Origin of the sequence: Hoeflea sp. Naph1 (genome assembly GCF_046837775.1) — a bacterium.
GTDB lineage: Bacteria > Pseudomonadota > Alphaproteobacteria > Rhizobiales > Rhizobiaceae > Hoeflea.
The window spans coordinates 2204054-2221791 of record NZ_CP177286.1 but is presented as its reverse complement, the minus strand read 5'-3'; the positions used below and the strand labels follow the sequence as shown (position 1 = coordinate 2221791).

Below are 17738 nucleotides of genomic sequence, written 5' to 3'. Positions count from 1 at the left end.
GATTGGCGGCGCAGTCCGCCGCGTATCAAATTACGAAACAAATACTCAATGAGGGAAAATTATCATGTGTGATCAGTGCACAAAAGCAACCATTAGCCGTCGTGGGTTTTTCGCCGGCGGATTGGCTCTGACCCTGGCCGCAGCCTCGTCCGGCACCCCGGCCCTCGCGCAATCAAGCGAAGCGCCGCCCGCCAACCCCGATGAGGCACTGAAGCGCCTCATGGATGGCAATGCGCGCTACGTGGCCAACGAGGCGATCAACACGGATCATTCCGCCGGCCGTGCCGCGCGCTCGCGCGGACAGCAGCCTTTCGCAGCCGTCGTCGCCTGTGCCGACTCCCGGGTGGTGCCGGAGCTGATTTTCGATCAGGGACCGGGCGATCTGTTTGTCATCCGCGTTGCCGGCAATTTCATCAGTGAGGATGGATTGGCAAGCCTCGAATACGGTGCTGCGGTTCTCGGCATCAAGACAATCATTATTCTCGGCCATACTGCCTGCGGAGCAGTCACCGCCACGATTTCATCGATTGAGGACAATGAGCTGCCGCCCGGGCATCTGCCAAGTCTGGTCAATGCCATCCGCCCTGCGGTCTATGATGTCATGTCCGACAATCCGACGGACCTGCTGGCTGCGGCAACAGCGCAAAACGCCAAGCTTAATGCCGAGAAGGCCGCTGCGGCGGATCCGATCCTGTCCGAGCTCCACGCATCCGGCAAAATCAAGTCGGCTGCCGCGATCTACGATATCGCCACCGGGAAAGTGGACTTTCTTTAGGGCTCACGGCGAGGCAGCGGGCCCCCACTGCCTCGCCCCCAGATTGCCTTAGCAAGGAGACAAGGTGAAACCTGTCACATTCAGTCCTGAAGAAACCAAGGCGGTGGTGCGTGATGTCCGGGAATATTTTGAAGCGGAACTGGAGCAGCAGATCGGGGCAATTCCGGCGGAGATGCTGATGAAATTCTTCACCGACAAAATGGGCATGTATTTCTACAATCGCGGTCTGTACGACGCTCAGGCGCTGGTCCGCGACCGGATGGAGGTGCTGGTCGACGACATGTTTGCCCTCGAGCAACCAGCCAGGCATCTGCGCTGAGCACGACCTGAACACCCGGCGCTTTAAAAAGGCAGACCTCAACGCTTACAGCGCGATGGCGTCGTCTGCGCCGTGGCGCGCGGCAGCAAGAGTGTGTTGAAAACACACAGCCGGCAGCGGTAAGACTATGATTCAGCATGCAGCTGCAACATACTGCAGCATAACCCTTTTTGGTATGCACGGTTTCAAGCGTGCAGCGTGCATGGAGACAATCAGATGGAAATTTTGACACCGGTTCTTTCGGCGGTGGGGCTGTATGCGGCGCTCAACATGATGATCCTCATCTGGCTCGCCAGTGAGACCGGAAAATTGCGGCGCACGCACAAGGTGGCGGTGGGCGACGGCGGCATCAAACATCTGACCAGGATCATTCGCGGCCACGCCAACGCCATCGAGAACATGCCGATGTTCTTCATTCTGCTGATCATCGCGGCACTGCTCGGCATGCCGGTGATCGCCGTGCATGTTCTCGGCATCGTCTTCACCATCGGCCGCGGCCTGCATGCCTGGCACTTCATCCAGGAAGACGCCTCGTTCAAGACCCGCTTTGTCGGCTTCGGTCTGTCGCTGCTGGCGCAACTGGTGCTGCTGGTCGGGCTTCTGGGCCACGGTCTGTGGGTGCTGGCGGGCGGCTAAGCTTCGCCCCACCTTGGCCGCAGCCCGTGCGTTTCAACTACTGTCAGTTACGGCGACACTGGCGATTTGCCACCTCGACCGCACCGGCACGGTTGAGTTCGCAATCGTTCGGGAACATCCGGCTACGGCCGTTGATCTCGCCGCAAACCGGGTTGGACACCTGCGAGCAAGCGCCGCCGGTTGCCGCGGATGCCGGGGACCGTATCGATCTGTCCGGCCGCTTTGAACTGTCACGCCGCGTGGGTCGGGCCGGCCGGTTCGGCGTTACCGACTGGATTTGAGGGGTCCGTTCGCGCGGGCGGCGTGTGGCATCGGCATCGCGGTCGCGATCACGGCGGCTGGAATCGCGGCTGTCGCGGCCTTGATAATCGCGGTCGTCACGGCGATCATTATCGCGCGAATCGCTGCGGCCGCACTGACCTTCTGCAACAACCTGCCAGCCCTCGGCACGAGCTTCGCAGGCATTCGGGAAGCCCTGCCGGTCACCGCGCCGCTCGGCGCAGACCGGTTGATAGACCGCGGCGCAGACCGGGCCGGAACGATAGGTGGTGGTGGTTTCTGTGACTTCGCAGGCGCTCACCAACAGGCCGGCCGCTGCCACGGCAAGGAGCCGCCACCCGGCCGATGTCAGAATGCGCGCGGGATCAAACATGGCAAGACCAGGGGACATGAACGTTTCTCCGTTGAGCGCCGACAAGACCACCGCTGCCACTGGCGGTCAACCGCGCGGACGCAAACAACACGCTTGGTCCCTCACCCTTGAAGATCGGCGATTGCGGTGGACTGCCGCTCAGCCACCGACGCCACACCTGAATGGAACAGCAGATCGGCTCATGAAATCCTCTCAAACAGAGATGAATATTCGCCCCCTGTCATTATAAGAAACACTCAACCCCGGTTTAATTGCGTAAATATTGATGCTGATGAATTCGGTTTTCGTTAATCGAATTGGCATCAAGCTGGAAATAGTGATGAATATCAATTCAAAAAATTTGGAAAATGAATGCCAGCGCCATCGAGGTTATATTTATGTCAGGAAGATCCATTCCCAATAATTACCTGACGAAAATTGCACTCGATCGAGCAGAACGGCAATGGGAACGGCGCAAATGTGCCGTGTTGGTGAATATATTTTTCACGAGCAAAGGTGTGCGCGAAGTCAGCAATGCACAATTGCGGTTACTCAACATCTCCGAGGGCGGCCTGATGGCAACGTCGCGACGGCTCGATATCCCAGATCATTTCTATGTCTCGATCGGCGCGGCGCAGTACATTATCGGATGCGCGGTTGTGAACCGGGAAGACGGGCGCATTAATGCGCGTTTCATCAAGGAACAGCCAACCGTATTTATAGATGTCTTGGCATCGCTGACGGATCCCTTCGCCTTGCTCGAAGAAATTCGCCCTGTACTCTACGGCCTGGAAGGCCACGCTTGACGCCATCGGCCTTTCAATCGAATTCGTTTGCTGGACCGGGTTTTCGCTTCAGACAGGAAAACATGGCGAGCACATTGGACGCCATCCCGCGGGCTCTCTGACAACGCGAGCGCCACAAGGCAACGCCTTCGCCAAGACCTCATTCACGCAGTAAGAGCGACGCTGACTGTAGCGCGTGCTGAACCCGCCCGGTCATCTCCGGCATTTTCATACGGGGTTGGCGCTACACCCGACTGACAAAACCGTCGAGCACCCGCTTCTGCCCGGCCTTGTCGAAATCAATTGTCAGCTTGTTGCCGTCGATAGCGGCAATGTTGCCGTTGCCGAACTTCATATGGAAGACACGGTCGCCGACGGAATAGGCCGAGGTGGTGCCGGTGGATTTGGCCACCAGTTCGCCCTCGATGGTGGAGCCGCGTGGGCCGGATTCGCCATAGGCGATGCGTTCGACGGCATGGCCCGAGCGGGTGCCCCAATTGTCGCGCGCGGCGTCGGTCTTGTTGGCCTGTGCGCGCTTCCAGCCGGGCGTGTTGTAATTGCCCGAAAACGGCTCGGCCTTGTCAAACCGCGAGGCGCCATAGGGGCCGCCGGACTGGCCGCCGCCGCCAAATCGTCCGCCCCGGCCATAGCCACCATAGCCGGTATCGATCTCTGCAACCTCGACATGGGCCTCGGGCAGTTCATCGAGAAAGCGCGACGGCAGAGTCGATTGCCAGAGCCCGTGAATGCGGCGGTTGGAAACAAACCAGATGTGGCAATAGAGTTTGGCCCGGGTGAGCCCGACATAGGCAAGCCGGCGCTCTTCCTCGAGGCCTGAGCGGCCGCCCTCGTCGAGCGCGCGCTGGTGCGGAAACAGCCCCTCTTCCCAGCCTGGCAGGAAGATGGTTTCGAATTCCAGTCCCTTGGCCGAATGCAGCGTCATGATCGAGACGGCGTCGAGATCGGGGTTGTTGTCGGTGTCCATCACCAGCGAGACATGTTCGAGAAAGGCGCGCAGCGATTCAAAGCCGGAGATGGTTTCGACCAGTTCTTTCAGGTTTTCGAGCCGCGTCGGGGCATCGGCGGCACGATCATTCTGCCACATCTCGGTGTAGCCGGATTCCTCCAAAATGGTTTCGGCCAGTTCATGGCCCGGTGTGTTCTCGAGCATGCCCTGCCAGCGGTTGAACATCTCGACTACGTCGGTCAGCGACTTGCGCGGACGGGCCTTGAGTTCGTCGGTGAGCACCAGTTCGCGCGCCGCCGCCAGCATCGGAATGCCCTTGGCGCGGGCGTAATCATGGACCTGGCGCACCGCCGCCTCGCCAAGGCCGCGCTTGGGGACGTTGATGATGCGCTCGAAGGCGAGATCATCGGCGGGCTGGCTGACAACGCGGAAAAACGCCATGGCGTCGCGAATTTCCAGCCGCTCATAAAAGCGCGGACCGCCAATCACCCGGTAATTCAAGCCAAGCGTGACGAAGCGTTCCTCGAACTCGCGCATCTGGAACGAAGCGCGCACCAGAATCGCCATGTTGTTGAGCTTGCGGCCCTTGTGCTGGGCCTGCTCGATTTCCTCGCCGACGGCGCGAGCCTCTTCCTCTGAATCCCAGGCGGCATGGACCTGCACGCGCTCGTGGTCGGGATCGGACTGCTCGGTGAACAGGGTTTTGCCGAGCCGGCCCTCATTATGGGCGATCAGGTGGCCGGCAGCGCCGAGGATGTGCTCGGTGGAGCGGTAGTTGCGCTCGAGCCGGATCACCTTGGCGCCGGGGAAATCCTTCTCAAACCGCAGGATGTTTTCAACTTCGGCGCCGCGCCAGCCATAGATCGACTGGTCGTCATCGCCGACGCAGCAGATGTTGGGGCGCTCGCCCGTAGGCCGCTGGGCCAGCAGGCGGAGCCACATATATTGCGCGGTGTTGGTGTCCTGGTACTCGTCGACAAGGATAAAGCGGAATTTCTGCTGATACTCTTTCAGCACGTCCGGATGAGCACGGAACAGCCGGATCGGCAGGCACAGAAGATCGCCGAAATCGACCGCGTTCAATGTTTGCAGCCGCTCCTGATAGGCGGTGTAGAGCGCCCTGCCCTTGCCGTTGGCAAAGCCGCGGCTGTCGCCTTCGGGAATCTCCGAGGGGCCAAGCCCCTTGTTCTTCCAGCCGTCGATCATCTGCGCGAACTGCCGCGCCGGCCAGCGCTTGTCGTCGATGCCCTCGGCCTGAATAAGCTGCTTGCACAGCCGGACCACGTCGTCGGTGTCCAGAATGGTGAAATCGGATCTGAGACCTGCCAGTTCCGCATGGCGGCGCAACAGCTTGACGCCGATCGAGTGGAAGGTGCCGAGCCAGGGCATGCCCTCGACCGCGCCACCGACCAGCACGCCGACGCGCTCCTTCATCTCGCGCGCCGCCTTGTTGGTGAAGGTGACGGAGAGGATCTGCGAGGGAAAGGCCAGCCCCAGATTGAGAATATGGGCGATACGGGTGGTCAGCACCCTGGTCTTGCCGGTACCGGCGCCGGCCAGAACCAGCACAGGGCCTTCGATCGATTCGACCGCATCGGCCTGTTCAGGATTAAGGCCCGACAGATAGTTGGGCCTGGGCTGTGCGGCAGCGCGCGCGGACTGGCTGGCCGCCAGCGCTCGGGCAGCAATCGACCCACCAGATGCAGCGGCGGGCGCAGCGGCTGGTGCCGGTTCGCCGTCGTCAAAAAACGGAATGTCGTCGTCTGGTGAGCTCATACCCCGTGAATGTAGTGATTCGGAGCCGAAAGACCAGCGTTCGCGGTTTATTCCCGTGGACGTATGCCGCAAACCGCTGGCTTGGGAAGGCAAGACGCGGGTTTCACCAGCCATCCGCTTTGACTAGAGTGCATGCTTGTGCACGAGGTACCCGCATGGATCACAAGAGCTTTCTCGCCAGCCTGTCGGCCGAGCAATGCCGCTCGCTCAACGAGAAATCGGACCGGCGCGGGCTGACGCAACTGGCGCTGCATATGGGCAACATCGCGCTGGTTGGCGCACTGATTGTCATGCGTGTGCCATTCTGGCCGTTGCTGATGGTAGTTCAGGGCATCCTGCTGGTGTTCTTGTTCACGCTGCTGCACGAGGCCAGCCACGCAACCCCGTTCCGCTCGGCCTGGCTCAACACCGCCGCCGCGCATATCAGCTGCTTCCTGATCCTCCTGCCGCCACGCTGGTTTCGCTATTTCCATTTCGCCCATCACCGCTACACCCAGGTGCCGGGCAAGGACCCGGAACTGGCTGCGCCCAAGCCCGACACATGGGCCGAGTATATTCGCCACGTGTCCGGCATTCCGCTTTGGACCAGTCAGTTGCGCACGCTGATCCGCAATGCGGCAGGGCGCTGTGAAGATGAGTTTGTACCGGCAGGCAAGCGAAAGGCGGTGCGCAACGAGGCGCGGGCCATGCTTTTCGCCTACGCGGCGCTGTTTGCGGGCAGCATCGCGCTTGATACCCCGGTGCTCCTCTATGTCTGGTTGATTCCGCTGCTTTTGGGCCAGCCGTTTCTGCGGCTTTATCTGCTGGCCGAGCTCGGCCGTTGCGCCTATGTCGCCAACATGCTGGAGAATTCGCGCACCACCTATACCAACGCGATCATCCGGCGGCTTGCGTGGAACATGCCCTATCACGCCGAACATCATTCCTACCCGACGGTGCCGTTTCACCGGCTGCCGGATCTGCACAAGCTGACCCAGCCGCATCTGGCAGTGACCGAGCAAGGCTATGGCCGTTTCCACGCCAGATATGCGCCGCACATCAATGGAACGACTGAGCTGGCAGAGCGAGGCTGAGGGCCGCTCTTTTCCGGGACTCCCATGGACTTACATCTGGCGCGATTTGGTCCCGGCATTTCCGGCGGATACCAGTACTTCGGGCATCCGCGAACGACGGTATTGCAGAGCCACAACCTTGTAGCCGCCATCCTTCAACTGCTTGAGCAGCGAGGGAAGCATCGCAGCAGTGCGGTTATGGATATCATGCATCAGAATGATGCCTTTGCGCTTGGCTCGAACCCTGGCCATGGTGCGCGCTGCAATCGTTGCCGGGCTCGAAGTGAAATAGTCCTTGGAGTCGATATCGACATCCAGAATGACCTGGCCGCGTTCGGCAACAGCACGACGCAACGCGCCTGTGTGCGCCAGATAGGGGAACCGGAAGAAGCCGACTTCAGTGCCTGTTGCCTTGGCAATCGCCGCATTTCCGGTGGCAATGTCAGTCAGCGCACGTGAGTTGCCGGCATTTGCCAAATTGGCATGGTTATAGGTATGCCCGCCAATGGAGTGGCCATGATTGACCACCCTTGCCGCTACTGCCGGATAGCTGCGGGCCATCTGGCCGACCATCAGGAAGGTTGCGTTGACGCCGTATTGATCGAGGATATCCAGCACTTTATCGGTCTTGCCAGGCATCGGCCCGTCGTCAAAGGTCAGGATGACCTCCTTGTCGCGCAACCTGATCTCGGAAATCGAAGACACTTCCAAGGTCCGTCCGGCCAACGCCCCGGAGCCCCTCCTGCCGGGCGCATTGCGGAAAATGGAAAAAGGCGGTTCATCAGCCTGATCGCGGCCAAGCAGTGACTGCCCGTCGACAACGGGCACATAGGCGGTTCTGCTGGCTTCCAGACCGGAGGGAGGTTTTGAGGCACAACCAGCCATGGCAAGACACGACAGGACGCAAACGAAGGCAAGACGCGAAACCATGGCTATCAACTCGCACCAGTGACGATGCCGGACTTTCGCGGATTATGGTTAACCGAGCGTTGACGCCCGCCCTAACTGCACTTTTGAAGAGAGGAAGGCCGTCAATCTTTTAAGCAAACACAGTGAGATCGCACGCCCACGCAAGCGAGCCTCAATGCGCCGAAGAAATAAGCGCGCGCACAAAGCGATTGAGGCAAACCGGGACCTAACGGCGGCATCAACCGCACTTCTTGAACTTCTTTCCCGAACCGCAAGGGCACGGGTCGTTGCGGCCAACCCGGCCCGAGCCCGCATTCTGCAAAGAGGCGCCAGCCACTATATCACGGTCCCAATAGAACCATCGGCCTTCGATCTTGCGGAACAGCGAGGTTTCGGTGAGTGCTGCCTCCGTGCCCTGCTGACGGTAGCGGGCGACGAAGCTAACAGTGCCCTCGCTGTCACCTTCCCTGCCCTTTCTTGTGGCGACGATCTCGAGCCCGAGCCACTCTGTACCGAGCTGCAAAACGCCGGCCTCGGCGCGATCGAACGCAACGGCCGCCGGTCCGGCGCAAGTGGCCTCGATGTAATCGAGATTGCCGGTCGCATAGGCCGCGTAGCGCGAGCGCATCAGTTTTTCGGCGGTCGGCGCGGGCTCACCCGCATGGTAACGGCCGCAACAGGCAGAGTAGTCAGTGCTGGAGCCGCAGGGGCATGGAGACATAACTGGAACTTCCCGGTTTTGTGGCGACCTGCTTAAATCCAATCTCGACATTCAGACCGGCTGGAACCATACCAACAGACAGTCCGGTTGATTAAAACCATCCCTTGCGTTTGAACCAAAGATACGGGCCGAGCGCCGAAGCTGCCATGACGGCAAGCGCCACCGGGTAGGCCCAGGGTTGGCTGAGTTCGGGCATGTTCTGGAAATTCATGCCGTAGATGGTGCCGATCAAGGTTGGCGGCAGGAACACCATGGCGGCGACCGAGAGCACCTTCATCACCTGGTTCTGCTGCACCGAGATCAGCCCCAGCGAGGCGTCGAGCAGGAAGATGATGTTTTCGGAGATGAAATCGGCGTGCTCGGACAGTGACTGGATGTCCCCGGCAATTGCCCGGCAGCGCTGCTTGAGTGTCTTGTCGGCGGCGATCTCCGGCAAGGTCTGCAAAAAGCCCGCGACACGGGCCATCGACATCAGGCTTTCGCGCACCTTGGCGATGGTGCGCTGGTGGCTGGCAATCACCCCAAGGGTGGCTTCGAGATCGCGGGTGGCGGCCTCGGGATTGCTGACGGAACCGCGCGAAAACACCTCGCTCGACAGCGTATCGATTTTCCGAGACCGGTTTTCCAGCACCTCGGCGCAGCGATCGACCATCGCCTCGACCAGCCGGGTCAGCACGTCGCGGCCGTCAAGCCCGCAGAACTCGCGCGCGGTGTTGGCGGCAAATATCGCAAATGCCTTGGGTTCGGCATAGCGGATGGTGACCAGGCGTGTGCCCGAGAGCACAAAGCCGATATCGGTGATTTCGGCGAAATCGGTTTCGGATTTCCAGACCACGCTGGCGGTCAGGTAGGCCGCGCCGTTTTCGATATAGAGCCTGCTCGAGGGCTCAAGATCGCGCAACTCGTCGCGGCTCGGCACCTCAACGCCGATCAGCCGCTCGACCCGGGTCTCCTCGTTAGTGCTCGGGTGAATCAGATCAATCCAGCAGGCATCATCGGGCAAAGGTTGGCCTGCGGCCGGCGGGATATCGAGGCTGCGGCCGTGGCAATCGTAAAGCCGGATCATGCCTGCTATGCGCCCTGCTGGCTGGCGTCGAAGACCGGATCGACCGGCACCTGCAGGGCGGTGGCCAACTGATTGGTCTTGCCGGCCAGGCCGATGATTGCCAGCAATTCGCCATATTGCTCTTCGGTCATGCCCTTGGCGCGGGCAGCGGCGGTGTGGGAATGGACGCAATAGGTGCAATTGTTGGCGACCGAGACGGCGACATAGATCATCTCCTTGGTCAGCGGATCAATCGATGACGGCTTGCCCACGACTTCCTTGACCTCGGTCCAGGTACGTTCGAGCAGCGCCGGATCAAAGGCCAGCCAACGCCACATATTATTGATGAAATCGGTTTTGCGGGTGGCGCGGATATCGTCAAATACCGCCTTGACGCGGGGGTCGGCTTCAGGATCGGGGCCAGGAATATGGGTGGTCACGGATATTCTCCATCAGGGCTTGGATGAAACAGGCAACGGCGGATCAAATGCCGCGCCCGGGATGCGTGCGGCTGGACACCGCCGCGGGATCAAACGCCCCGCGGCGACGAAGTGCAAGAGGGAGGCTCACAGCATGGCGAAAACCCGGGCCGGGCCACCACTGCCGCCCCGGTGCTTGGGGGCGCCAACCACAAGCGTGGCCCCGCTTGCCGGCATCGCATCGAGATTGGCAATGCACTCAAGCCCCCAGCGGCCGGCGGACAGCCACGCGTAATGGGTGGCGAAACCCGGCGACGGGCCAAAATCGAGCGACAGCGAATCAACCGCGATGCCGGCGGCGGATGTCTCGAGCAGCATCTCCGCCGCCTCGACGTGGAAGCCAGGAAAATGCATCTTGCCCTCGGCATCGGCGTTGCGGAACGTGTCGGTGCCCAAGTGCGCTTCCCAGCCGGAATTCATCGCCACACAGGCGCGCTCGGGAATTTCACCATGGGCAGAGATCCAGGCCTTGATGTCGTCGGGCGTCAATTGCGCATCAGGATCACCCGCCGCTCGGTCGCGGATATCGATGACGCAAAGTGGCGAGACCAGGTCGCCGACCGGGATTTCGGCCACCGAACGGCCGTTTTCGGAAAAATGCAGCGGCGCGTCGACATGGGTACCGGTGTGCTCGTTGACGCGAAGTTCAAACAGGTTGAACTTGTGTTCCTCCCAGTTGAATTTTTGCTCCCGGAAAAACTGCTGCTCGCCGAAAAATGTCGGGAAATCCTCGTGCAGTTCGTGGGTCATATCGGCCACCGAGCCGTGGCCGGCAGCCATTGCCTGCGTCCCCGGCATGATCCGCGGCGCGGCGGTCGTCATTGCTGCGGCAGCCGCCCCTACCCCGGCCACCCGGAACAGGTCACGGCGGCTCAACATCCGGTCTTTAACAGTTTCCATTACACAAAAATCACACATGTTTGCTCCTCCCAAAGGTTTGACGCTGCGGCCCAACCGGGTGCTGCCCCGGCCCCCACCGTCAGCCGCGCGAGAATATCATGACCTCTGAGGCTTGGCGACGCAGGATGAGAAAGCGATGGCCGCCGGCCTGGCGGTGACGGGTACAGGTACGAACACGGTGCTTGCGGGCAGCCCTTGACCTCGCCGGTTTTCAACCGCAAAACCCTTGCTTGCAGCTTGAAAACCGCCTAGTTCACACTTACCTTTACGTTAACGTCATACACTCGGAGGAAGACCCTTGGACGAACTGATCAACCGCATCGCCGCCAATGTTGGCATTGACGCCGAAACCGCCAAGAAGGCCGTCGGCGCGATCCTGGCTTTCCTCGAGAAGGAAGGTCCTGCCGACAAGGTCAAGGATATGCTGGCCGCGGTGCCGGGTTCACAGGACCTGATCGGCCAGGCGCCGAGCGGCGGCATGCTGAGCATGGGCGGCGTGATGGGCCTCGGCTCGCAGCTGATGGGCATGGGCATGGGCATGGGCGAGATTTCCGGCGTCGCCAAGGAAACCATGGGCTTTGCCCGCGAGAATGGTGCCGGCGACGCGATCGATGAGATCGTCGCCTCGATCCCGGGCCTGTCGCAGTTCGTCTAGGCAACACGCGACACAACAGATAAACTCAAGTCATGAACCCGGCGGTGAACACTGCCGGGTTTTTCGTTGCGCGGGCATCGATTTTCAGGCGGCTACGGTCCGCATCCGGTCTGCCCGGATCATCTGGTCGTGGTCTCTCTCCGCAGATTGACTACCATAGCCAATCATCGCGAGCGGCTGGAACCTTTAGCGGTTCGAGTCGTCAAGCGGCAACTGTGATCTTAGTGGTCACCCCGTTCTCCGGCCTGCGGCGCTCGGTGGCCCCTGCCCCAAGATCACCGCTGTCGCCGGCAAACCAGGTCTGGCCACGACCATTGTCCTTGGCGCGGTAGAGCGCTTCATCGGCGCTGCGGATGATGTTCTTGGCCGAAAGCGCATCGTCGGGCCACCAGGCGACCCCGATGCTGGCGCCGATACGGGCCACGCCCCCCTCAAAAGCGATGTCCTGGCACACACTGGCGATGATCGTGTCGCACAGGTCGAGCACATTTTCGCGTTCGAGATTGTCCCACAGCAGGATGATGAATTCGTCGCCGCCAACCCGTGCGGTCATGCCGGTCTCGCCAACCGCATCGGCAATCCGCCGGGCCGCGGTTTTAAGCACCACATCGCCGGCCTGATGACCATGGGTGTCGTTGACCGCCTTGAACTTATCGAGATCGAGACACAGGATGGCACACCGGTTCTGGCGGTGTTCGGCGATGATTGCATCAAGCGCGTGATCGAACTGAAGACGGTTGGGCAGTCCGGTCAGATTGTCGTGGGTGGCGCGGTGGCGGTTGCGCGCTTCACTTTGCTGCAGCGCCTGAATCGCACGGCCGTAATGCAAAGCGACCATCAACAGCGCCAGTGTGACCACGACGAAGGAGGCGACAAGGGGGCCAATCGCGCGGTTCCAGATGATGCTGGATGGAAGTTCCACTTTCCAGCTGGCAGCCAGCGGCGGCTGGCCGGCAACCTGACTGACAACCATGCTACTGCGGCCTTCGACCGGTGCGGCAACCGGCGTCACGCTCAGATCTTCAAGACCGAGACTTTCTCCGATGCCGGCAAGCATCTCCTTGCTCAGCGGCTTGAACGTCAGCAATACTTGCGGCATCCCGTCTGGGAGAACCTCCTCATCGTCCGGGATGACAGCTTGCGCTGTGACCACGCCGAACTGACCGTCGATGATGCGAACATCTGATGCGTGAAAAGGCGGAGAAAAACGAGTTGCCTGGCCGGTGATCACAAAACCACCATCGCGCGGGGTGCGGTGGGCAAGGTAATTTTGGCGGGCAGCTTCGACAAGATCGCGATTGCGAGCGACATAGGGCAAGCTGGCGGCGGGATCCATCACCTGGGACCGGAACACGGTCAGCAACGGCGTGCCATCGGGCTGGATCACGACAGAGGACTCTATCCCGAAATCCTCCCACAGCCAGTCAGCAATTTCGTCCTGAACAAACGCCTGGTCAACCGCACCGCCCAAGGCCTTGACCGTCTTGTCCCAATAGGAAATCTGCGATTGATCTCGGAAGAGCACGTCAATCTGGCGGTCGATTTCGGCCTTCACCAGGTGCTGTTCGACCTCACTGCGAACATCATCGGCTACCCCGCCGGCAAAGGACAAAATCTGCAAATTGGAGACCGCAAAGGCCGTCAGTACAGCGATGCAGAGCGCGTAGACAGCGATTGTGATGTTGGGCCGGGCAGTGTGATTGAACATCATTTTCATTGCGATCTCTTGAAATTTCCTGCCTCGTTGTAATTGAAACCGCTGAAAGTTGGCCTAACCGGCATGGTTCCTGCCGCGTTAACACCAATTCACCCAGCCGGTGCACATGCCATTTCAGGTGCCGCCCGATTGCGGCATGGCAAGAGATGTCGCAGGTTGGCGCTACGCGTGATTCCTCGCAGTCCGGGGAGAAACCAGAGCGAGACGCCTGATGCGAAAGCCTTCCCATGCATTGCCGTTTGACCGCCGCCGTTTTCTGCGGTTGACCGCAGCGTCGGCGCTGACTGCGCCACTGAGCGGAACAGGACTGGCACGGGCCGCTGCCGCCGATGTCGATGTCATCGTTATTGGCGCAGGCGTGGCCGGGCTGACGGCGGCGCGTCAACTCACCGATCTCGGATATGAAGTGCTCGTGCTTGAAGCGGCGGAAAGCATCGGCGGCAGGCTGCAGACAGACTGGTCGCTGGACGCACCATTCGAGCTCGGCGCAGGCTGGATACACGGTCCGAAGGACAATCCGGTGACTGATCTGGTGTCCGCTGCCGGGGGCGAGACCTTCGTCACCCAGGACGACAGCCTGCTGGTGATTTCGGGAGACGGAAACCCGCTGAAGGATGGGCTGATCGAGCGCAAGGAAAAGCAACTTGCCGCGCTCTACCAACGCATTGATGCGACCTTCGACACCGACCAACCGCTGACGTCGGCCATCACCCGGCTGGCACCGAAAGCACTCGCTGATCCGGTGACGGCCTGGATGATGTCGGCCTATACCGAGTTTGACGCCGGCGGCCCGCTGGAATCACTGTCGGCGTACTATTTCGACGAGGACGATGCCTTTGACGGCGCCGACGTCATCGTCTCCAACGGCTATGACCGGCTCCTGGGGCCGCTTGCTGCCGGTCTCGATATCCGGCTCGGCCATCCGGTCGACAGCGTTTCCTATGAAAAGGGCGACGGCGCCACGGTGCGCGCCAACAGCCTCGATTTCGAGGCTGATTTTGTCGTCTGCACCTGTCCGCTTGGCGTATTGCAGACTGGCGGCATCCGTTTTGATCCTCCACTGCCGAAACAATATCGCAGCGCTATCAGCCGGATCGGCATGGGCAATGTCACCAAACTGGCGCTGAAATTCGCAAGCCCGTTCTGGCCAATCGAGACGCAATATTTTGGCCTCACCGGCGGACCGATGGGGCGCTGGGCTTCGTTCATGAACTACCGGACCTTTTCGAACCAGAACATTCTGGTTGGCATCAGTGTCGGCGCCTATGCGCCGCGCGCCGAGGCAATGAGTGATGCGGAGATGACTGCGGATGCCATGCGCGCACTGCGGACCATGTTTGGTGAGAGTGCACCGGACCCGGTGGCCGCAATTCCCACCCGGTGGTCAAAAAATCCCTGGAGCCACGGTGCCTATTCCTACGCCAAGGTCGGATCGAAGCCGGCGAATTTTGATCTGCTGGCCGAACCTGTGGCGGGTACGCTGCTGCTGGCGGGCGAACACACCCTGTTTGACTATCACGCCACGGTGCATGGGGCGCATCTGAGCGGACTTGAAGCCGCGCGCCGCATCGACAACGATCTGGCTTGAACCGCGGCGTTTCGCCAGCGTCTCTGCGGCCAGACAAAATGCTGCGGGGCCGGCCCTCCCCCAGACCGGCCCCGCGCTCCTTCCTGCCACAAGGCGTCGCGCAATCCGGCCTGCGGATGGCGACGCCTTGTTGGATTGAAACCGATACCTGTTGCCGAGCTCTCTCCCAGCTTACCGATGGCAACAGGCGTTGATTTCAAGCAGGTCGGATGACCTTGTTTACCTTGCTTGCAACCAGCCACGACAGCGGCAGCCCGGCCAGCGCGCCGACCAGTGCGGCAATGCTGATGGAGGCCGCATCGACCCGGCCCAATGTCAGGGCGGCGATGACGCAACTACCCGCCAGCATTCCGCCGGCGATAATGTAGATCAAGGCTGTCAGTCTGAGCATGATCGTCTCCTGCATGGATTGACCCCGAAGGTCTGTTGAAAAACACGCTAAACCGGATGCGTGGCCATCCTCTTGATCTGGCTCAACACAAATGCCGAAATTTTGCCGGCGGCACGCTTTTTCAACCATACCTGCCGTGCCGTTGCGGGAGCGCTTTGTCTCGATATGGCACAGGTCCGGTCTGGCATGGTTCCTGCACCTTGTGTGGCATGAGCAACAAACGTCCTGATATGAACCGTCATCTGAGCCGCCGGGCACTGCTTGCGGGGCTTTCTGGCCTAGGTGCTGCAAGCCTGATGGCCCCTGCTGCGCTCGCCGGCGAGTTGTCGTTCTCGCTTGTCGATCTGCGCGGCGGCCATGATGGCGACCTTGCCGGGCTGCTGCCCGATGCCGTCGACGACCAGAGCCGACGGTTTCAGCGCGCGATTGACGAGGCGGCGGGCGCCGGACGGATCCTGCGGCTGCCGCCGGGGACTTTCGTGGTGTCCAATATCGACCTGCCCGACGGCGCGCGGATTCTGGGCGTGGCCGGGGCGACACGGCTGATCTATGGCGGGCGCGGCCATTTTCTGCTGGCCGAAGGGGCGCGGCGGATTGAACTTTCCGGGCTGACGCTCGATGGCGCCAACCAGCGGCTTGGCGACCATGTCAGCGGGCTGGTCCATCTGCGCGCCGTGACCGAAGCGATCATCGAGGATGTCGAGATTGCCGGCGCCTCGGGCCACGGCCTGACGCTTGAAGCCTGCGGCGGGCGGGTCAGCCGCTCGGAGATTTCGGGCGCGCAACTGGCCGGGCTCTACGCGGTGGAAAGCCGCGGGCTTTCGATCACCGACAACAGTGTCCGCGACTGCGGCAATGGCGGCATTCTGGTGCACCGCTGGAGCATTGGCGAAGATGCCACGGTGGTCTCGCGCAACCGGGTGATGCGGATTTCGGCGCAGGCCGGCGGCACCGGCCAGAACGGCAACGGCATCAATATTTTTCGCGCCGGCAATGTGATGGTGACGGGCAACCATGTGTCGGACTGCGCGTTTTCGGCGATCCGCGCCAACCAGGCCAGCAACATCCAGATCGTCTCCAACCAGGCGATCCGCTCGGGCGAAACTGCGATCTATGCGGAATTTTCGTTCGAGGGCGCGGTGATAGCGTCGAACCTCGTCGATGGCGGCACGGTGGGGATATCGGTGGCCAATTTCAACGAGGGCGGACGGCTGGCCAGCGTCACCGGCAACATCATCCGCAACCTCTCGACGGTTGGCCCCTACCCGGCCGAATATGCCGGTTTCGGCATCGGCATGGCGATCGAGGCGGATGCGGCGGTGAGCGGCAACGTGATCGAGGGTGCGCCGAAATGGGGCGTGCTGATGGGCTGGGGGCCGTTCCTCAGGGCGGTCAATTTCTCCGGCAACACGCTGCGCGAATGCGGCGCGGGCGTTGCCGTCTCGGTGGTCGAGGGCGCGGGTTCGGCGCTGATCTCGGGCAACATGTTTGACGCCACCCCTGGCGGGGCGATTATCGGCTGCCGCTGGAACGAGGTGGTGACCGGGGATCTGGCCAAGGCCGGCGCGGGGCAATTTCCGCATCTGACGATTGACCGCAACGCGGTGGCCTGAGGGGTTTTTGACGGCGCGCGGAGAGCGGGCGCAGGCAATCGCTCCGCGCGTCAAAGCCGCCGGAGGGATGAAGATGGTACCGGATCCGGAGGGCCGCGCGCGGGCTGCACCTTCTGAATTTGGTAATAGGGGTGGCGCATTCCGCGCGCGGGCCCGAAGTTTGCCGGACGATGTCCGCATCCGACAGGCATTCACGGCTTCGCTTGTCCGCTTGAGGGCGCTTGGCCCGACGCGGGGTTTTTCGGGTTTGCCCGAGCCGCGCAGCCTGGACGAGGGCGCGGCGGAAGCGTTTCCACGTGGGTTCCGGCACGAAGCATCTGCCCGCGATTGCGGTGCATGCGCTGCTTGCCGAAGTGAAGCCACCTCGACCCGCCACATGCATCAACGGGGCAGACCTCCGCCACAGGCCCGTTTCAGCGCCCCCGCCCGATCAGCCAAAGCCAAGGGGCGGAACGCTGAACCGGTGGCCGGCTGTGCGCTTATCTTCCATGAGAAGTCCAGGCACGCCGACGGAGCCACGCTGGTTCCTGCCTCCCCCGGCGCCCGCCGCACGTTACGGCAAGATCCGGGAGCCTTCCTCCCACCTGAACCGAAGCGTTCGCGATCCATCCGGCAGCGGGAGCGCACACAGTGTGGCACGGACGGGGAATCCGGGGACAAGATTTCGGGATTTTCTGGGTTAAGCTGTTGGAATTGCTGGGACGTGGGTGCGGGATTTTGCACGGTGTGGATGGGATATGCGGAGCGCCAGATCTCCCCCCCCCCTTGCAGGGGAGATG

17 protein-coding genes are annotated in these 17738 nt (G+C 61.4%); 8 read left to right on the top strand and 9 right to left on the bottom strand.

Annotated features, from left to right (window positions below; translation table 11 throughout):
* Nucleotides 1–64: 64 nt before the first annotated feature.
* From ACK6D9_RS10500 to ACK6D9_RS10490, 3 genes are all read left to right on the top strand, one after another.
* The gene (locus ACK6D9_RS10500) at nt 65–775 is read left to right on the top strand and encodes a carbonic anhydrase (protein WP_412051623.1); all 711 of its coding nucleotides are present in this window, start codon (nt 65–67) and stop codon (nt 773–775) included.
* A 64-nt stretch (nt 776–839) separates the two neighbouring features.
* A complete protein-coding gene (locus ACK6D9_RS10495) occupies nt 840–1094 on the top strand; it encodes a DUF2164 domain-containing protein (protein WP_412051622.1) in 255 nt (84 codons plus the stop codon).
* A gap of 216 nt (nt 1095–1310) precedes the next feature.
* On the top strand, nt 1311–1730 hold the full coding sequence (locus ACK6D9_RS10490; protein WP_322990755.1) for an MAPEG family protein: 420 nt from the start codon (nt 1311–1313) through the stop codon (nt 1728–1730).
* A 43-nt stretch (nt 1731–1773) separates the two neighbouring features.
* On the opposite strand, the gene ACK6D9_RS10485 is transcribed toward ACK6D9_RS10490, so the two are convergent.
* Entirely contained in the window at nt 1774–2400 is a 627-nt protein-coding gene (locus ACK6D9_RS10485) for a Kazal-type serine protease inhibitor domain-containing protein (RefSeq protein WP_412051621.1), read from the bottom strand.
* Between the two features lie 329 nt (nt 2401–2729).
* Here ACK6D9_RS10485 and ACK6D9_RS10480 point away from each other — a divergent pair, with 329 nt between their 5' ends.
* The gene (locus ACK6D9_RS10480; protein ID WP_412051620.1) at nt 2730–3167 is read left to right on the top strand and encodes a hypothetical protein; all 438 of its coding nucleotides are present in this window, start codon (nt 2730–2732) and stop codon (nt 3165–3167) included.
* Nucleotides 3168–3390: 223 nt separating this feature from the next.
* On the opposite strand, the gene ACK6D9_RS10475 is transcribed toward ACK6D9_RS10480, so the two are convergent.
* The gene (locus ACK6D9_RS10475; protein ID WP_412051619.1) at nt 3391–5889 is read right to left on the bottom strand and encodes an ATP-dependent helicase; all 2499 of its coding nucleotides are present in this window, start codon (nt 5887–5889) and stop codon (nt 3391–3393) included.
* A 155-nt stretch (nt 5890–6044) separates the two neighbouring features.
* Here ACK6D9_RS10475 and ACK6D9_RS10470 point away from each other — a divergent pair, with 155 nt between their 5' ends.
* Nucleotides 6045–6962: a fatty acid desaturase family protein gene (locus ACK6D9_RS10470; protein ID WP_412051618.1), complete on the top strand. Its 918-nt coding sequence runs from the start codon at nt 6045–6047 to the stop codon at nt 6960–6962.
* A gap of 30 nt (nt 6963–6992) precedes the next feature.
* On the opposite strand, the gene ACK6D9_RS10465 is transcribed toward ACK6D9_RS10470, so the two are convergent.
* The 5 genes from ACK6D9_RS10465 to ACK6D9_RS10445 form a co-directional block, all read right to left on the bottom strand.
* Nucleotides 6993–7871 carry a polysaccharide deacetylase family protein gene (locus tag ACK6D9_RS10465; RefSeq protein ID WP_412051617.1) on the bottom strand — a complete coding sequence of 293 codons (879 nt, stop codon included), beginning with the start codon at nt 7869–7871 and terminating at the stop codon, nt 6993–6995.
* Nucleotides 7872–8088: 217 nt separating this feature from the next.
* Nucleotides 8089–8571 (bottom strand): YchJ family protein, encoded by a 483-nt coding sequence (locus ACK6D9_RS10460; protein WP_412051616.1) that lies wholly within the window; start codon nt 8569–8571, stop codon nt 8089–8091.
* 91 nt (nt 8572–8662) lie between these two features.
* On the bottom strand, nt 8663–9637 hold the full coding sequence (locus ACK6D9_RS10455; protein ID WP_412051615.1) for a magnesium transporter CorA family protein: 975 nt from the start codon (nt 9635–9637) through the stop codon (nt 8663–8665).
* Between the two features lie 5 nt (nt 9638–9642).
* The gene (locus tag ACK6D9_RS10450) at nt 9643–10056 is read right to left on the bottom strand and encodes a carboxymuconolactone decarboxylase family protein (RefSeq protein ID WP_412051614.1); all 414 of its coding nucleotides are present in this window, start codon (nt 10054–10056) and stop codon (nt 9643–9645) included.
* 126 nt (nt 10057–10182) lie between these two features.
* Complete coding sequence (locus ACK6D9_RS10445) at nt 10183–11013, bottom strand: cyclase family protein (RefSeq protein ID WP_412051613.1); 831 nt, start codon at nt 11011–11013, stop codon at nt 10183–10185.
* Between the two features lie 280 nt (nt 11014–11293).
* Between ACK6D9_RS10445 and ACK6D9_RS10440 the strand changes: the two genes are divergently transcribed.
* Nucleotides 11294–11650, top strand: a complete 357-nt coding sequence (locus ACK6D9_RS10440) for a DUF2267 domain-containing protein (protein ID WP_267651906.1) — start codon at nt 11294–11296, stop codon at nt 11648–11650.
* Between the two features lie 202 nt (nt 11651–11852).
* Here the strand turns inward: ACK6D9_RS10440 and ACK6D9_RS10435 are convergent, their stop codons facing one another.
* Nucleotides 11853–13367 (bottom strand): diguanylate cyclase domain-containing protein, encoded by a 1515-nt coding sequence (locus tag ACK6D9_RS10435; RefSeq protein WP_412051612.1) that lies wholly within the window; start codon nt 13365–13367, stop codon nt 11853–11855.
* Nucleotides 13368–13578: 211 nt separating this feature from the next.
* Between ACK6D9_RS10435 and ACK6D9_RS10430 the strand changes: the two genes are divergently transcribed.
* Nucleotides 13579–14955, top strand: a complete 1377-nt coding sequence (locus ACK6D9_RS10430) for a flavin monoamine oxidase family protein (RefSeq protein ID WP_412051611.1) — start codon at nt 13579–13581, stop codon at nt 14953–14955.
* A 196-nt stretch (nt 14956–15151) separates the two neighbouring features.
* Here the strand turns inward: ACK6D9_RS10430 and ACK6D9_RS10425 are convergent, their stop codons facing one another.
* Complete coding sequence (locus ACK6D9_RS10425; RefSeq protein WP_267651903.1) at nt 15152–15346, bottom strand: hypothetical protein; 195 nt, start codon at nt 15344–15346, stop codon at nt 15152–15154.
* A 230-nt stretch (nt 15347–15576) separates the two neighbouring features.
* On the opposite strand from ACK6D9_RS10425, the gene ACK6D9_RS10420 reads away from it, so the two are divergent.
* Nucleotides 15577–16959, top strand: coding sequence for a TIGR03808 family TAT-translocated repetitive protein (locus tag ACK6D9_RS10420; RefSeq protein ID WP_412051610.1), 1383 nt, complete (start codon nt 15577–15579; stop codon nt 16957–16959).
* Nucleotides 16960–17738: the final 779 nt, after the last annotated feature.

Excerpts from the sequence above, each read along its gene's own strand:
- ACK6D9_RS10455 (WP_412051615.1), bottom strand. The coding sequence starts at position 9,637 with ATGATCCGGCTTTACGATTGCCACGGCCGCAGCCTCGATATCCCGCCG.
- ACK6D9_RS10465 (WP_412051617.1), bottom strand. The coding sequence starts at position 7,871 with ATGGTTTCGCGTCTTGCCTTCGTTTGCGTCCTGTCGTGTCTTGCCATG.
- ACK6D9_RS10485 (WP_412051621.1), bottom strand. The coding sequence starts at position 2,400 with ATGTCCCCTGGTCTTGCCATGTTTGATCCCGCGCGCATTCTGACATCG.
- ACK6D9_RS10425 (WP_267651903.1), bottom strand. The coding sequence starts at position 15,346 with ATGCTCAGACTGACAGCCTTGATCTACATTATCGCCGGCGGAATGCTG.
- ACK6D9_RS10500 (WP_412051623.1), top strand. The coding sequence starts at position 65 with ATGTGTGATCAGTGCACAAAAGCAACCATTAGCCGTCGTGGGTTTTTC.
- ACK6D9_RS10435 (WP_412051612.1), bottom strand. The coding sequence starts at position 13,367 with ATGAAAATGATGTTCAATCACACTGCCCGGCCCAACATCACAATCGCT.
- ACK6D9_RS10445 (WP_412051613.1), bottom strand. The coding sequence starts at position 11,013 with ATGTGTGATTTTTGTGTAATGGAAACTGTTAAAGACCGGATGTTGAGC.
- ACK6D9_RS10430 (WP_412051611.1), top strand. The coding sequence starts at position 13,579 with ATGCGAAAGCCTTCCCATGCATTGCCGTTTGACCGCCGCCGTTTTCTG.
- ACK6D9_RS10470 (WP_412051618.1), top strand. The coding sequence starts at position 6,045 with ATGGATCACAAGAGCTTTCTCGCCAGCCTGTCGGCCGAGCAATGCCGC.
- ACK6D9_RS10420 (WP_412051610.1), top strand. The coding sequence starts at position 15,577 with ATGAACCGTCATCTGAGCCGCCGGGCACTGCTTGCGGGGCTTTCTGGC.
- ACK6D9_RS10475 (WP_412051619.1), bottom strand. The coding sequence starts at position 5,889 with ATGAGCTCACCAGACGACGACATTCCGTTTTTTGACGACGGCGAACCG.
- ACK6D9_RS10460 (WP_412051616.1), bottom strand. The coding sequence starts at position 8,571 with ATGTCTCCATGCCCCTGCGGCTCCAGCACTGACTACTCTGCCTGTTGC.
- ACK6D9_RS10490 (WP_322990755.1), top strand. The coding sequence starts at position 1,311 with ATGGAAATTTTGACACCGGTTCTTTCGGCGGTGGGGCTGTATGCGGCG.
- ACK6D9_RS10480 (WP_412051620.1), top strand. The coding sequence starts at position 2,730 with ATGAATGCCAGCGCCATCGAGGTTATATTTATGTCAGGAAGATCCATT.